This is a genomic window from Streptomyces sp. NPDC017890 (genome assembly GCF_044328675.1).
In the GTDB taxonomy this organism is placed as follows: Bacteria; Actinomycetota; Actinomycetes; order Streptomycetales; family Streptomycetaceae; genus Streptomyces.
In genome coordinates this window covers 1-13,218 of the sequence record NZ_JBIRHU010000040.1, presented here as the reverse complement: position 1 = coordinate 13,218, position 13,218 = coordinate 1, and the positions used below count along the sequence as shown (strand labels likewise).

The following is a 13,218-nucleotide window of genomic DNA, read 5'->3' as shown; positions in this document are numbered from 1 at the left end:
GTCCGATCGTCGGCCCTCCCCGTACGACGCCGACGCCCGGTCCACGGGTTCTGGCGTCGCGCCGGGACCCAGCCTAATCACCACACGCCCCGCCCTGGCAGCCCCGTCCGCACCCCAGCATCCGCCCATTGCGTCACAGCCTGCCCCGAAGTGCCGTACCCCGTTTCCGTATCCGTACATGCGCCACGTGACATCCATGAACAAGTCGGACAGAACCTCGGCGAAACGCGGTCGCAGTGGGTCGCTTCCACCGTCCCACCGCACAGCGGTCCCGACGATGCCGGACCGAGTTCATGCCTACGGATGATCAGACGCCCGGCATAGTTAGGTGCGCTCGTCGGCATCCCATGGCGGGAATTCCCCCAGGACCAGGAAGAGGATCCACACGTGAGCTTCGGCCCGCCCCCCTCCATGACCCAGCCCCCGCCCACCGCGGAGACCCGCGAGAGGAAACCCGGGAGGAAGGTGCTGACAGCACTGTTCGCGGTCGTCGTGGCCGCGGCGTTGGGTGCGGGCGGCTGGCTGCTGTGGGGCGGAGCGAGTGGGAACGGCACGTCGTCGGACAAGGCGCGGGCCGCGGACCGGCAGAGCCCCCTCGACGTCCGTGAGACGGTCGAGAAGCAACCCGCGAGCACCCGGGGCGAGATGGCCTTCCGGTTCTCCGTGGACGACATGGTCCCCGGTGAGCACGTCGAGATGCCGGGCATGTGGGCCACGGACCGCATCCTCGCCAAGGGCATCAACAAGACACTCGTCGGTATGCGCATCGGCACCGATGTCGCGCCGGGCGAGGAGGAGTGGCGGCTCGGGCTCGACGGCCCGATCTGCGGCTACACGCGCCATGTGACCGTCGACCACCGAACCGCCGTCCTCTTCCGGGCCAACGACCGGGAGAAGGACGCCTATTGCAACCAGGTCGCCTTCGTCGACCTCGACGACGGCCGCCTCGTCTGGGAGGACCGCTTCCCCTACTCCGTGGCCGGCCCCGGCACCGGCGTCGCGACGGGCGGCGGCAGCCAGGACAGGCCGAGTGTGACGCTGACGCACGACACGGTCGCCGTGACCTGGGGCGGTGGCACCGTCGGATACGACATGCAGAAGGGCACGAGCCGCTGGACCACGAGGGCCACCGCCCCCTGCCAGGACATGGGAGCGGCCGGCGGCCGCGCGCTGATGGTCCGTCAGATGTGCTGGAGCACCGACGACAGCGTGCAGGACACGTCCTGGCAGCACGTCACCTACAAGGTGCGCAAGGTCGACCCGGCCACGGGCCGGACCCAGTGGACGTACTCCGCGGCCAAGGGCATCCGCGACCTCAGCGTGCCGTCCACCGAGCCGGCCGTCCTCGCCGTCGCCGGTGGCGACACCGAGATCACCGACCTGCTGTCCCTCGACGACAAGGGCCGCGACCGCGCCACGGTCAGTCTCCGAAACGGCGCGTACGTCGCCGACTGCGCCTACACCGAGTACCTGGTCGTCGACGACTGCCCGACGATCGCCGTCGGCGCGGGTCAGGTCTTCATCCGCAGCAAGGACCAGCCCGAGAAGCAGGTCTCCAACTGGATCATCGGCTTCGACCTGGCGACAGGGAACACGACGAAGAAGTTCGACTCCGGCCCGGGCTCCCTGCTCCAGCCGTTGCGGATGAGCGGCGACCAGCTCCTCGCCCTGCGCCTGAGCGATGACCACATTGCGCCGAACACGCTGGTCGGCCTCGATCCCGGGACGGGCAAGGAGACGCCGTACTTCTACTTCGACCTGCCGAGCGAGGGCGAGCCGCTGACGCTTTCGAACGAGAACGACATCGTCGTCGAGGACGGACGGATCTTCTTCGGCACCAAGTCCGCGAACGGCCCCTCCGGCGACAAACAGAAGCAGTGGATCTACCTGGTTCTCGGCATCGGAAGCAGCGCGGCGGAGAAGTCCTGACGGAGCCCTTCCCCGCCTGCGCGTGACCTTGCGCCGCGTGAGTCCGCGCCGCGTGAGTCCGTCCCCGCGCGACTGTGCCCGGGCGTCACTCCACCCGGGCGCCCCCGTCCTGCGGCGCCGGCTCCAGGTCGAACTCCCCGTCCCGGGCACCGAGCACGAACGCCCGCCACTCCGCCTCCGTGTACCGCAGCACGGTGTCCGGGTCGAGGGACGACCGCATGGCCACGGCGCCGTCCGGAAGGTAGGCGATCTCGACCCGTTCCTCGTGCTCCTCGGTGCCGGGCGCGCTGTGCCACTCGACGCCGGAGATGTCGAGGGCGTAGAGCTCGTCCCGCTCCCGTTCCTTGCGCGCCTTGAGTTCCCGGTCCTCGGCATCGACCATGGTGACTCGGTCCTTTCCTGCACTGCGGGCGGTCTGTGCGGCCACCCTACTGGCCACCGTTCTCCCTGCTCAGCGGTTTGCGGATGTCCGTATCCGCAAGGGTGGCGACAGGGGGCGCGGTGCGGTTGACGGCCCGGGTGACGACCCGGTCACCGAGCCTGCGGGAAAGGCCGTCCACGCAGGCTGGTACGCTGTGTGACGGCCGTTTGTGTACGCGCCCCCGGAGCCAGGAGCCCTGGAGGTCGCGCCCAGCGGATCCCCGCCTTCCGAGTCACGGAAGATCCCCCGAGACGTAGACCGGGGGCACTCGGTGGGCACCCACGGACCAAGAGGAGTACGCGTGTCGCTCGACGCCGCAGTGAAGAAGCAGATCATCACCGAGTTCGGTACCAAGGAGGGCGACACCGGCTCCCCCGAGGTCCAGGTCGCTCTGCTGTCCCGTCGGATCTCCGACCTGACCGAGCACCTCAAGACCCACAAGCACGACCACCACTCCCGTCGTGGTCTGCTGATCCTGGTCGGCCAGCGCCGCCGGCTGCTGCAGTACCTCGCCAAGAAGGACATCCAGCGCTTCCGTGCGCTGGTCGAGCGCCTCGGCATCCGCCGCGGTGCGGCGGGCGCCAAGTAAGACGCCGTGAAGGGAGCGGTTCCCATCGTTCGGGGGCCGCTCCCTTTGCTGTACGTGCGTACTGTCGCCACCGCTTTGTAGTGTGGTAACAGAACACAAGACGCACGACGTACGACACACCGAACGAAACGAGGAGGAGCGCACCTCGCCGCCGCCGGTCCTCGGTAGTGGCCCCCGGGGGCAGAACCCCGGGTGCTTCGATCGAAGACCGGCCCGCATTGCACGGAGCGCTTCTCCGCCACCGTCCCCCCGCCACACGGGCGAGGAGGGACGAAGACGAGGAGAAAACACTAGTGGAGAACGAGACCCACTACGCCGAAGCCGTCATCGACAACGGCGCGTTCGGCACCCGCACCATCCGCTTCGAGACGGGCCGCCTGGCCCGTCAGGCCGCCGGTTCCGCCGTGGCGTACCTGGACGACGACACCATGGTGCTGTCGGCCACCAGCGCCTCCAAGAACCCCAAGGACCAGCTCGACTTCTTCCCCCTCACGGTGGACGTCGAGGAGCGGATGTACGCCGCCGGCAAGATCCCCGGCAGCTTCTTCCGCCGTGAGGGCCGGCCGTCCGAGGACGCCATCCTCACCTGCCGCCTGATCGACCGCCCGCTGCGCCCGTCCTTCAAGAAGGGCCTGCGCAACGAGATCCAGGTCGTCGCCACGATCATGGCCCTCAACCCCGACCACCTGTACGACGTCGTGGCGATCAACGCCGCCTCCGCGTCCACGCAGCTGGCCGGTCTGCCCTTCTCCGGCCCGATCGGCGGCGTCCGCGTCGCGCTGATCCGCGGCCAGTGGGTGGCCTTCCCGACGCACACCGAGCTCGAGGACGCCGTCTTCGACATGGTCGTCGCGGGCCGCGCCCTGGAGGACGGCGACGTCGCGATCATGATGGTCGAGGCCGAGGCCACCGAGAAGACCGTCAAGCTGGTCGAGGGCGGCGCCGAGGCGCCCACCGAGGAGGTCGTCGCCGCCGGTCTGGAGGCCGCGAAGCCCTTCATCAAGGTGCTGTGCCGCGCCCAGGCCGACCTCGCCGCGAAGGCCGCCAAGCCGACCGGTGAGTTCCCGGTCTTCCTGGACTACCAGGACGACATCCTGGAGGCGCTCAGCGCCGCCGTCCGCCCCGAGCTCAGCCAGGCGCTCACCATCGCCGGCAAGCAGGAGCGCGAGGCGGAGCTGGACCGCGTCAAGGCGCTCGCCGCCGAGAAGCTCCTGCCGGAGTTCGAGGGCCGCGAGAAGGAGATCTCCGCCGCGTACCGCTCGCTGACCAAGTCCCTGGTCCGTGAGCGCGTCATCAAGGAGAAGAAGCGCATCGACGGCCGCGGTGTCACCGACATCCGCACCCTGGCCGCCGAGGTCGAGGCCATCCCGCGCGTGCACGGTTCCGCGCTGTTCGAGCGTGGCGAGACCCAGATCCTGGGCGTCACCACCCTCAACATGCTCCGCATGGAGCAGCAGCTGGACACCCTCTCGCCGGTGACCCGCAAGCGCTACATGCACAACTACAACTTCCCGCCGTACTCCGTCGGCGAGACCGGCCGCGTCGGCTCCCCGAAGCGCCGCGAGATCGGCCACGGCGCCCTCGCCGAGCGCGCCATCGTGCCGGTGCTGCCGACGCGTGAGGAGTTCCCGTACGCGATCCGTCAGGTGTCCGAGGCCCTCGGCTCCAACGGCTCGACGTCCATGGGCTCGGTCTGCGCCTCCACCATGTCGCTGCTGAACGCCGGTGTGCCGCTGAAGGCCCCCGTCGCCGGTATCGCCATGGGCCTGATCTCCCAGGAGATCAACGGCGAGACGCACTACGTCGCCCTCACCGACATCCTCGGTGCGGAGGACGCCTTCGGTGACATGGACTTCAAGGTCGCCGGCACCAAGGAGTTCGTGACCGCGCTCCAGCTCGACACCAAGCTGGACGGCATCCCCGCCTCCGTCCTGGCCGCCGCCCTCAAGCAGGCCCGTGACGCCCGCCTCCACATCCTCGACGTGATGATGGAAGCGATCGACACGCCGGACGAGATGTCCCCGAACGCGCCCCGGATCATCACCGTGAAGATCCCCGTCGACAAGATCGGTGAGGTCATCGGCCCCAAGGGCAAGATGATCAACCAGATCCAGGAGGACACGGGCGCCGACATCACGATCGAGGACGACGGCACCATCTACATCGGTGCCGCCCAGGGCTCGCAGGCCGAGGCCGCCCGCGCCACGATCAACGGCATCGCCAACCCGACCATGCCCGAGGTCGGCGAGCGCTACCTGGGCACCGTCGTGAAGACGACGACCTTCGGCGCGTTCGTCTCCCTGCTGCCCGGCAAGGACGGCCTGCTGCACATCTCGCAGATCCGCAAGCTCGCCGGCGGCAAGCGCGTGGAGAACGTCGAGGACGTGCTCGGCGTGGGCGCCAAGGTCCAGGTCGAGATCGCCGAGATCGACTCCCGCGGCAAGCTCTCCCTGATCCCCGTGATCGAGGGCGAAGCAGGCGACGACGACAAGAAGGACGACGCCGACCAGTGACGTCCCGTAGCGCCAAGGCGACGGCCCGCACCTCCTCGGAGGCGCGGGCCGTCGCCCGTACCCAAACCCTGATCAAGGGCGAGCACGGCATCGGCACGGTCCGCAAGACCACCCTCCCGGGCGGCCTGCGCATCGTCACCGAGACCCTGCCCTCGGTCCGCTCGGCGACCTTCGGCATCTGGGCGCACGTCGGCTCCCGCGACGAGACCCCGGCCCTGAACGGCGCCACCCACTACCTGGAGCACCTGCTCTTCAAGGGCACCGGCAAGCGCAGCGCCCTGGACATCTCCTCCGCCATCGACGCGGTCGGCGGCGAGATGAACGCGTTCACGGCGAAGGAGTACACGTGCTACTACGCGCGCGTGCTCGACACCGACCTGCCGCTCGCCATCGACGTGGTCTGCGACATGCTGACCGGTTCGCTGATCCAGGAGGAGGACGTCGACGTCGAGCGCGGCGCGATCCTCGAAGAGATCGCGATGACCGAGGACGACCCGGGCGACTGCGTGCACGACCTGTTCGCGCACACCATGTTCGGCGACAACCCCCTCGGCCGCCCCGTCCTCGGCACGGTCGACACGGTCAACGCCCTCACCGCCGACCGCATCCGCCGCTTCTACAAGAAGCACTACGACCCCACCCACCTGGTGGTCGCCTGCGCCGGCAACGTCGACCACAACAAGGTCGTACGCCAGGTCCGCGCCGCCTTCGAGAAGGCCGGCGCCTTCCGGGAGCCGGTGGCCGAGCCCATCGCCCCGCGCGACGGCCGACGCACCCTGCGCACCGCCGGCCGCGTCGAGCTGATCGGCCGCAAGACCGAGCAGGCCCACGTCATCCTCGGCATGCCGGGCCTGGCCCGCACCGACGAACGCCGCTGGGCCATGGGCGTCCTCAACACCGCCCTCGGCGGCGGCATGTCCTCGCGCCTCTTCCAGGAGGTCCGCGAGAAGCGCGGCCTGGCCTACAGCGTGTACTCGTACACCTCGGGCTTCGCCGACTGCGGCCTCTTCGGCGTCTACGCGGGCTGCAGGCCCTCCCAGGTGCACGACGTCCTGAGGATCTGCCGTGACGAACTCGACCACGTCGCCGAGCACGGCCTGAGCGACGACGAGATCGGCCGCGCCGTCGGCCAGCTGCAGGGGTCCACGGTCCTCGGCCTGGAGGACACCGGCGCGCTGATGAACCGTATCGGCAAGAGCGAACTGTGCTGGGGCGAGCAGATGTCCGTCGACGACATGCTGGCCCGGATAGCCTCGGTCACGCCGGACGACGTCCGCGAGGTCGCCCGCGACGTCCTGGGACGGCGGCCCTCGCTGTCGGTCATCGGCCCGCTGAAGGACAAGCAGGCGTCCCGGCTGCACGACGCCGTCGCCTGACGGTCCCGTTTCGAGAAGGAAGCATGTGACATGAGCAAGCTGCGCGTGGCCGTCCTCGGTGCCAAGGGCCGGATCGGCTCCGAGGCGGTACGGGCGGTCGAGGCCGCCGAGGACATGGAGCTGGTCGCCGCCCTCGGCCGGGGCGACAGCCTGGACACGCTGGCCGAGACCGGCGCCCAGGTCGCCGTCGAGCTGACCACCCCCGCCTCGGTGATGGACAACCTCGACTACTGCGTACGCCACGGCATCCACGCCGTCGTCGGCACCACCGGCTGGACCGACGAACGCCTCGCGCAGCTGACCGGGTGGCTCGACAATTCCCCGCGGACGGGCGTCCTCATCGCGCCCAACTTCTCCATCGGCGCCGTGCTGACCATGAAGTTCGCGCAGATCGCCGCCCCGTACTTCGAGTCCGTCGAGGTCGTCGAGCTGCACCACCCGAACAAGGTCGACGCACCCAGCGGCACCGCCACCCGCACCGCCCAGCTGATCGCCGAGGCCCGGCAGAAGGCAGGCGCCGCCCCGGCGCCCGACGCCACTGCCACCGCCCTGGACGGCGCCCGCGGCGCGAACGTGGACGGCGTCCCGGTCCACGCGATCCGGCTGCGCGGCCTGCTGGCCCACCAGGAGGTCCTGCTGGGCGGCGAGGGCGAGACCCTCACCGTCCGGCACGACTCCCTGCACCACAGCAGCTTCATGCCGGGCATCCTGCTCGGCGCCCGCCGGGTGGTGGCCACCCCGGGCCTCACCTTCGGCCTGGAACACTTCCTGGACCTGAACTGAGGCCGGAACCGACACACGAACCGAGCCCCTGACCCTCATGCGCGCGAAAATCTCCTACGCCGTCACGGCCGCCGTCCTGGTCTTCTACTTCGCCCTGGTCGGCAGCCGCGGTGTCATGCTCATCGGTACCGGCACACCCCTCACCGTCACCTTCGGTGTCGCGGTGCTGATCCTGCCGGTGATCGGTGTGTGGTTCCTCTGGAAGAACACCCAGTTCGTCCGCAGGGCCAACCAGCTCGCCGCCGAACTCGACGCCGAGGGCGGACTGCCCGTCGACGAGCTGAAGCGCACCCCCAGCGGCCGGGTCGACCGGGACTCGGCCGACGAGGTCTTCGCCCTGCGCAAGGCCGAGACGGAGGACGCCCCCGGCGACTGGCGCAGCTGGTTCCGCCTGGCCGTCGCCTATCACGACGCCCGCGACACCCCGCGCGCCCGCAAGGCGATGCAGCGGGCGATCGCCCTGCACGACGGCAAGCACGCCGAGGCGGCCTGAACAGACCGAAGCAGACCGAGAACGCCGGGGCCCGGACCGCACCGCGGTCCGGGCCCCGGCGTCTGCCCGTCGGCGCTCAGCCCTGCCGGTACTCTCCGGCCCACGCCTCCACAGCGTCGGCGGCCCGGTCGAAGGCCCCCTCCCGGGCGAGGAAGTCGGCGTTGTGCGAGGTCAGCAGCGGGCGCGAGGTCTGCGCCGACGGGTCCCGCCGGACGAGGAGCAGTGCCTGCCCCTGCACCGTGCGCGGCAGCCCGAGCCAGCGCACCGGCTGCTGCACGGTGCGCACGCTGGTGACCTGCTGCCAGGCCACCGTGCGCGTGCTGAGGAAACCCACGTGACGCACCCCGTGCGCGCTCACCCACGCGCCCATGCGCAGCAGCCGCAGGGCGCAGGCGATGACGACCACGGCGACGCCGAACACCACACCGGCCGAGGACAGCGATTCCGTCGCCGCGATGATGATCGCCGAGAACAGTACGAACGAGGCGAGCAGCAGCATCAGCGCCGCCACCCCCACGCGCCACGGGCCCGGCCGGTACGGCCGGCGCCAGAGGTCACGGTCGTCGTACGGCAGCGCGACGTCGTCGGCGGCGTCGAAGGCCCGGTCGGCCGTCAGGAAGGGCAGGGGCACGGCTGGTCCTCACTCGTTCCATGGGGTGTGCTGTGCCCGGTGAGGCTACCGACCTGTGTCTCCGGTCACCACCTTCGGGGTCCGGATGGAGTCAGGAAGGGCCCCGCGGCGCCCTCAGCGCCGCTCGGACGCCTGTGACGGCTGTTTGTGCGGGGAGGGCTGGTCGGCCGACAACGCGGGCATCCCGATGACCAGGGACCCCACTATTCCGGCGACGACGGTGAGACCGAGCAGCCAGCGCCCGGCCAGCTGGCCGAAGGACGCCCGCTCGCGCGGTGGTGGTGTGACATTGCTGCGGAACCTGTCGGCTTCGGCGACGAAGGCGAACGGCACGGGTTCACGCCGGCGGATCATGGAGGCTGCGTCTCCCTTCAGGGATGAATGCTTCGCTGTTACTCATACAGACGAACGAACAGCCCCGCGGGTGCCCTGTTTCACCGATTTCATCGCGGCACGCCACCGAACGCCCCGTTCGCCGGGCCGTAGAGTGGCCTCGCCAAGCGACAAGATGGGAAGGCCCTGCACCCGTGACCGACACCCCCGCCGACGATTTCAAGATCGACCTCCGCAGCGACGTCACCGTCGAGCTGGTCAAGAGCAGTGCGACCGACTCGGACGTACTGTTCGCCGCCCGTGTCTCGACCGTCGGGGAGCAGTCCCTGGACGAGCTGAAGAAGGACCCGGAGCGCTCGAAGGGCCTGATCAACTACCTCATGCGGGACCGGCACGGCAGCCCGTTCGAGCACAACTCGATGACCTTCTTCATCAGCGCCCCGATCTTCGTCTTCCGCGAGTTCATGCGGCACCGCGTCGGCTGGTCCTACAACGAGGAGTCGGGCCGCTACCGGGAGCTCCAGCCGGTCTTCTACGTGCCGGGGGAGGACCGCAAGCTGGTCCAGCAGGGCCGTCCGGGCAAGTACGTCTTCGTCGAGGGCACCACCGAGCAGCACGGCCTGGTGAGCCGGTCGATGGAGGACTCCTACCGCCAGGCCTACCGCACGTACCAGGAGATGCTCGCCGCCGGCGTCGCCCGCGAGGTGGCCCGCGCGGTGCTCCCCGTCGGTCTGTACTCGTCGATGTACGCCACCTGCAACGCACGCTCGATGATGCACTTCCTCGGCCTGCGCACCCAGCACGAGCTGGCCAAGGTCCCCTCCTTCCCGCAGCGGGAGATCGAGATGGTCGGCGAGAAGATGGAAGAGGAATGGGCCCGCCTCATGCCGCTCACCCACGCGGCCTTCAACGCGAACGGCCGCGTGGCTCCGTAGCCGATCCAGCCCGCCCGACGGCACTGATGTGCGCATCAGCCGCGCGAAGTGTCCGTATTGCGGCGTTTGGAGAAGTTCATCTAGCCTGATCAAAGGGACCCGGCACTGCTTGAACCCCCGAGCAGGCAGTGCCGGGCTCCACTTCCCGTCCGACCTGCTGCCTCCCCCGAGGGCAGACCCCGCCCTGAGCAACGAGTAGCGTGTAACCCATGGCTCCGACCTCGACTCCGCAGACCCCCTTCGGGCGGGTCCTCACCGCCATGGTCACGCCCTTCACGGCGGACGGCGCACTCGACCTCGACGGCGCGCAGCGGCTCGCCGCCCACCTGGTGGACGCAGGCAACGACGGCCTGATCGTCAACGGCACCACCGGCGAGTCCCCCACCACCAGCGACGCGGAGAAAGCGGACCTCGTACGGGCCGTCCTGGAGGCCGTCGGCGATCGGGCACACGTCGTCGCCGGAGTCGGCACGAACAACACCCAGCACAGCATCGAGCTGGCCCGCGCCGCTGAACACGCCGGCGCGCACGGCCTCCTGCTCGTCACGCCGTACTACAACAAGCCCCCGCAGGAGGGCCTGTACCAGCACTTCACGGCCATCGCCGACGCCGCCGGGCTGCCGGTCATGCTCTACGACATCCCCGGCCGCAGCGGCGTCCCGATCAACACGGAGACGCTGGTCCGCCTCGCCGAGCACCCGCGGATCGTCGCGAACAAGGACGCCAAGGGCGACCTCGGCCGCGCGAGCTGGGCCATCGCGCGCTCCGGCCTCGCGTGGTACTCCGGCGACGACATGCTGAACCTGCCGCTGCTCTCCGTGGGCGCGGTCGGCTTCGTCTCGGTCGTCGGCCACGTCGTCACCCCCGAACTGCGCTCCATGGTGGACGCGCACGTCGCGGGTGACGTGCAGAAGGCACTGGAGATCCACCAGAAGCTGCTCCCGGTCTACACCGGCATGTTCCGCACCCAGGGCGTCATGACCACCAAGGCCGCACTCACCCTCCTCGGGCTGCCCGCCGGACCGCTGCGCGCGCCCATGGTCGGCCTCACGCCCGAGGAAACCGAGCAGCTCAAGATCGATCTTGCCGCGGGCGGGGTACAGCTCTGACAACAGACTTCGCACGACCGCACCACCGCACGATCCGCGCGACCGGACTTCACAACTGAATACGCGGGCCACCGGTGCCCGCACCACCCCATACGACAACTGCTCATGCACGAACGTCACGCGCGCCACGTGCCCACCGGTACGTGGCGCGTGTGGTGAGGAGAGTCTTTTGAGTCATCCGCATCCTGAACTGGGTCGTCCCCCGGCGCTCCCCAAGGGTGGCCTGCGGGTCACGCCCCTTGGCGGCCTCGGCGAGATCGGCCGCAACATGACGGTCTTCGAGTACGGCGGCCGTCTGCTGATCGTCGACTGCGGAGTGCTCTTCCCCGAGGAGGAGCAGCCCGGAATCGACCTGATCCTGCCGGACTTCTCGTCCATCCGGGACCGCCTCGACGACATCGAGGGCATCGTCCTCACCCACGGCCACGAGGACCACATCGGCGGAGTCCCCTTCCTCCTCCGCGAGAAGCCGGACATCCCGCTGATCGGCTCCAAGCTGACCCTCGCGCTCATCGAGGCCAAGCTCCAGGAGCACCGCATCCGTCCGTACACCCTCGAGGTGGCGGAGGGGCACCGCGAGCGCGTCGGCCCGTTCGACTGCGAGTTCGTCGCGGTCAACCACTCCATCCCGGACGCCCTGGCCGTCGCCATCCGCACGCCCGCGGGCATGGCCGTCCACACCGGCGACTTCAAGATGGACCAGCTTCCGCTGGACGGCCGCCTCACGGACCTGCACGCCTTCGCGCGGCTGAGCGAGGAGGGCATCGACCTCCTCCTCTCGGACTCGACGAACGCCGAGGTCCCCGGGTTCGTCCCGCCCGAGCGCGACATCTCGAACGTCCTGCGCCAGGTCTTCGCCGGCGCCCGCAAGCGGATCATCGTGGCGAGCTTCGCCAGCCACGTCCACCGCATCCAGCAGATCCTGGACGCGGCCCACGAGTACGGCCGCCGGGTCGCCTTCGTCGGCCGTTCCATGGTCCGCAACATGGGCATCGCCCGGGACCTCGGCTACCTGAAGGTCCCGCCGGGCCTCGTCGTGGACGTCAAGACGCTCGACGACCTGCCGGACAGCGAAGTGGTCCTGGTCTGTACGGGCTCTCAGGGCGAACCGATGGCCGCCCTGTCCCGCATGGCCAACCGCGATCACCAGATCCGCATCGTCAACGGCGACACGGTGATCCTGGCCTCGTCCCTCATCCCGGGCAACGAGAACGCGGTGTACCGCGTGATCAACGGCCTGACCCGCTGGGGCGCGAACGTCGTCCACAAGGGCAACGCCAAGGTCCACGTCTCGGGCCACGCCTCGGCCGGCGAGCTGCTGTACTTCTACAACATCTGCCGGCCCAGGAACCTGATGCCGGTCCACGGCGAATGGCGCCACCTGCGTGCCAACGCCGAACTGGGCGCCCTGACCGGTGTCCCGCACGACCGCATCGTCATCGCCGAGGACGGCGTCGTCGTCGACCTCGTCGAGGGCAAGGCGAAGATCTCAGGCAAGGTCCAGGCGGGATACGTGTACGTCGACGGCCTCTCGGTCGGTGACGTCGGTGAACCGGCGCTCAAGGACCGCAAAATCCTCGGCGACGAGGGCATCATCTCGGTCTTCGTGGTCATCGACTCGTCCACCGGCAAGATCACGGGCGGACCGCATGTCCAGGCCCGGGGCTCCGGCATCGAGGACTCGGCTTTCGCCGCGGTGCTCCCCAAGGTCACGGAAGTGCTGGAACGCTCGGCCCAGGACGGGGTCGTCGAGCCGCACCAGCTCCAGCAGCTGGTGCGCCGCACCCTCGGCAAATGGGTCTCGGACACCTACCGTCGCCGGCCGATGATCCTCCCTGTCGTCGTGGAGGTCTGACGGCTCGTCGGGTCTCCGGCAGCGCCAACCTGGAGCGGGGGGGGGGGGGGGGGGGGGGGGGGGGGGGGGGGGGGGCGCGGGGGGGGGGGGGGGGGGGGGGGGGGGGGGGGGGGGGGGGGGGGGGGGGGGGGCTGCCCGGCCCCCTGCCCCGCCGGCCCCCCCGCGACGGGAGGGTACGACGGAGGCAGCGGCGGAACTCCGGCCTGCGCCACGGGCGGTACGTCGGCCGGAACGGCGTCCTCCGGCACGCT

Annotated in this window: 12 protein-coding genes; 9 read left to right on the top strand and 3 right to left on the bottom strand. The window is 69.9% G+C overall.

Annotated elements, in window-relative coordinates; all coding sequences use genetic code 11:
• The first annotated feature begins 465 nt into the window (after positions 1 to 465).
• Positions 466 to 1,929, top strand: coding sequence for a PQQ-binding-like beta-propeller repeat protein (locus ACH4F2_RS33675; RefSeq protein WP_398136537.1), 1,464 nt, complete (start codon positions 466 to 468; stop codon positions 1,927 to 1,929).
• Between the two features lie 85 nt (positions 1,930 to 2,014).
• On the opposite strand, the gene ACH4F2_RS33670 is transcribed toward ACH4F2_RS33675, so the two are convergent.
• The gene (locus ACH4F2_RS33670) at positions 2,015 to 2,311 is read right to left on the bottom strand and encodes a DUF397 domain-containing protein (RefSeq protein WP_398136536.1); all 297 of its coding nucleotides are present in this window, start codon (positions 2,309 to 2,311) and stop codon (positions 2,015 to 2,017) included.
• A 340-nt stretch (positions 2,312 to 2,651) separates the two neighbouring features.
• On the opposite strand from ACH4F2_RS33670, the gene rpsO reads away from it, so the two are divergent.
• The 5 genes from rpsO to ACH4F2_RS33645 all read left to right on the top strand — a co-directional run bounded on the left by rpsO (position 2,652) and on the right by ACH4F2_RS33645 (position 8,104).
• Entirely contained in the window at positions 2,652 to 2,939 is a 288-nt protein-coding gene (gene rpsO / locus ACH4F2_RS33665; protein WP_019330982.1) for a 30S ribosomal protein S15, read from the top strand.
• 293 nt (positions 2,940 to 3,232) lie between these two features.
• On the top strand, positions 3,233 to 5,452 hold the full coding sequence (locus ACH4F2_RS33660; RefSeq protein ID WP_398136535.1) for a polyribonucleotide nucleotidyltransferase: 2,220 nt from the start codon (positions 3,233 to 3,235) through the stop codon (positions 5,450 to 5,452).
• Positions 5,449 to 6,828, top strand: coding sequence for a M16 family metallopeptidase (locus ACH4F2_RS33655; RefSeq protein WP_398136534.1), 1,380 nt, complete (start codon positions 5,449 to 5,451; stop codon positions 6,826 to 6,828). The genes ACH4F2_RS33660 and ACH4F2_RS33655 overlap by 4 nt, the downstream gene beginning before the upstream one ends.
• 30 nt (positions 6,829 to 6,858) lie before the next feature.
• The gene (dapB, locus tag ACH4F2_RS33650) at positions 6,859 to 7,611 is read left to right on the top strand and encodes a 4-hydroxy-tetrahydrodipicolinate reductase (RefSeq protein ID WP_398136533.1); all 753 of its coding nucleotides are present in this window, start codon (positions 6,859 to 6,861) and stop codon (positions 7,609 to 7,611) included.
• Between the two features lie 37 nt (positions 7,612 to 7,648).
• Complete coding sequence (locus ACH4F2_RS33645) at positions 7,649 to 8,104, top strand: hypothetical protein (protein WP_398136532.1); 456 nt, start codon at positions 7,649 to 7,651, stop codon at positions 8,102 to 8,104.
• Positions 8,105 to 8,180: 76 nt separating this feature from the next.
• Here ACH4F2_RS33645 and ACH4F2_RS33640 read toward each other — a convergent pair whose 3' ends face one another.
• Together ACH4F2_RS33640 and ACH4F2_RS33635 are read right to left on the bottom strand one after the other, a co-directional pair.
• The gene (locus ACH4F2_RS33640; protein WP_398136531.1) at positions 8,181 to 8,735 is read right to left on the bottom strand and encodes a hypothetical protein; all 555 of its coding nucleotides are present in this window, start codon (positions 8,733 to 8,735) and stop codon (positions 8,181 to 8,183) included.
• Positions 8,736 to 8,849: 114 nt separating this feature from the next.
• Positions 8,850 to 9,089: a hypothetical protein gene (locus ACH4F2_RS33635; RefSeq protein ID WP_219184862.1), complete on the bottom strand. Its 240-nt coding sequence runs from the start codon at positions 9,087 to 9,089 to the stop codon at positions 8,850 to 8,852.
• Between the two features lie 173 nt (positions 9,090 to 9,262).
• Between ACH4F2_RS33635 and thyX the strand changes: the two genes are divergently transcribed.
• The 3 genes from thyX to ACH4F2_RS33620 all read left to right on the top strand — a co-directional run bounded on the left by thyX (position 9,263) and on the right by ACH4F2_RS33620 (position 12,967).
• Positions 9,263 to 10,003 (top strand): FAD-dependent thymidylate synthase, encoded by a 741-nt coding sequence (gene thyX / locus ACH4F2_RS33630; protein WP_398136530.1) that lies wholly within the window; start codon positions 9,263 to 9,265, stop codon positions 10,001 to 10,003.
• Positions 10,004 to 10,212: 209 nt separating this feature from the next.
• Complete coding sequence (gene dapA / locus ACH4F2_RS33625) at positions 10,213 to 11,112, top strand: 4-hydroxy-tetrahydrodipicolinate synthase (RefSeq protein WP_398136529.1); 900 nt, start codon at positions 10,213 to 10,215, stop codon at positions 11,110 to 11,112.
• Positions 11,113 to 11,281: 169 nt separating this feature from the next.
• Complete coding sequence (locus tag ACH4F2_RS33620; RefSeq protein ID WP_398136528.1) at positions 11,282 to 12,967, top strand: ribonuclease J; 1,686 nt, start codon at positions 11,282 to 11,284, stop codon at positions 12,965 to 12,967.
• Positions 12,968 to 13,218 lie beyond the last annotated feature (251 nt).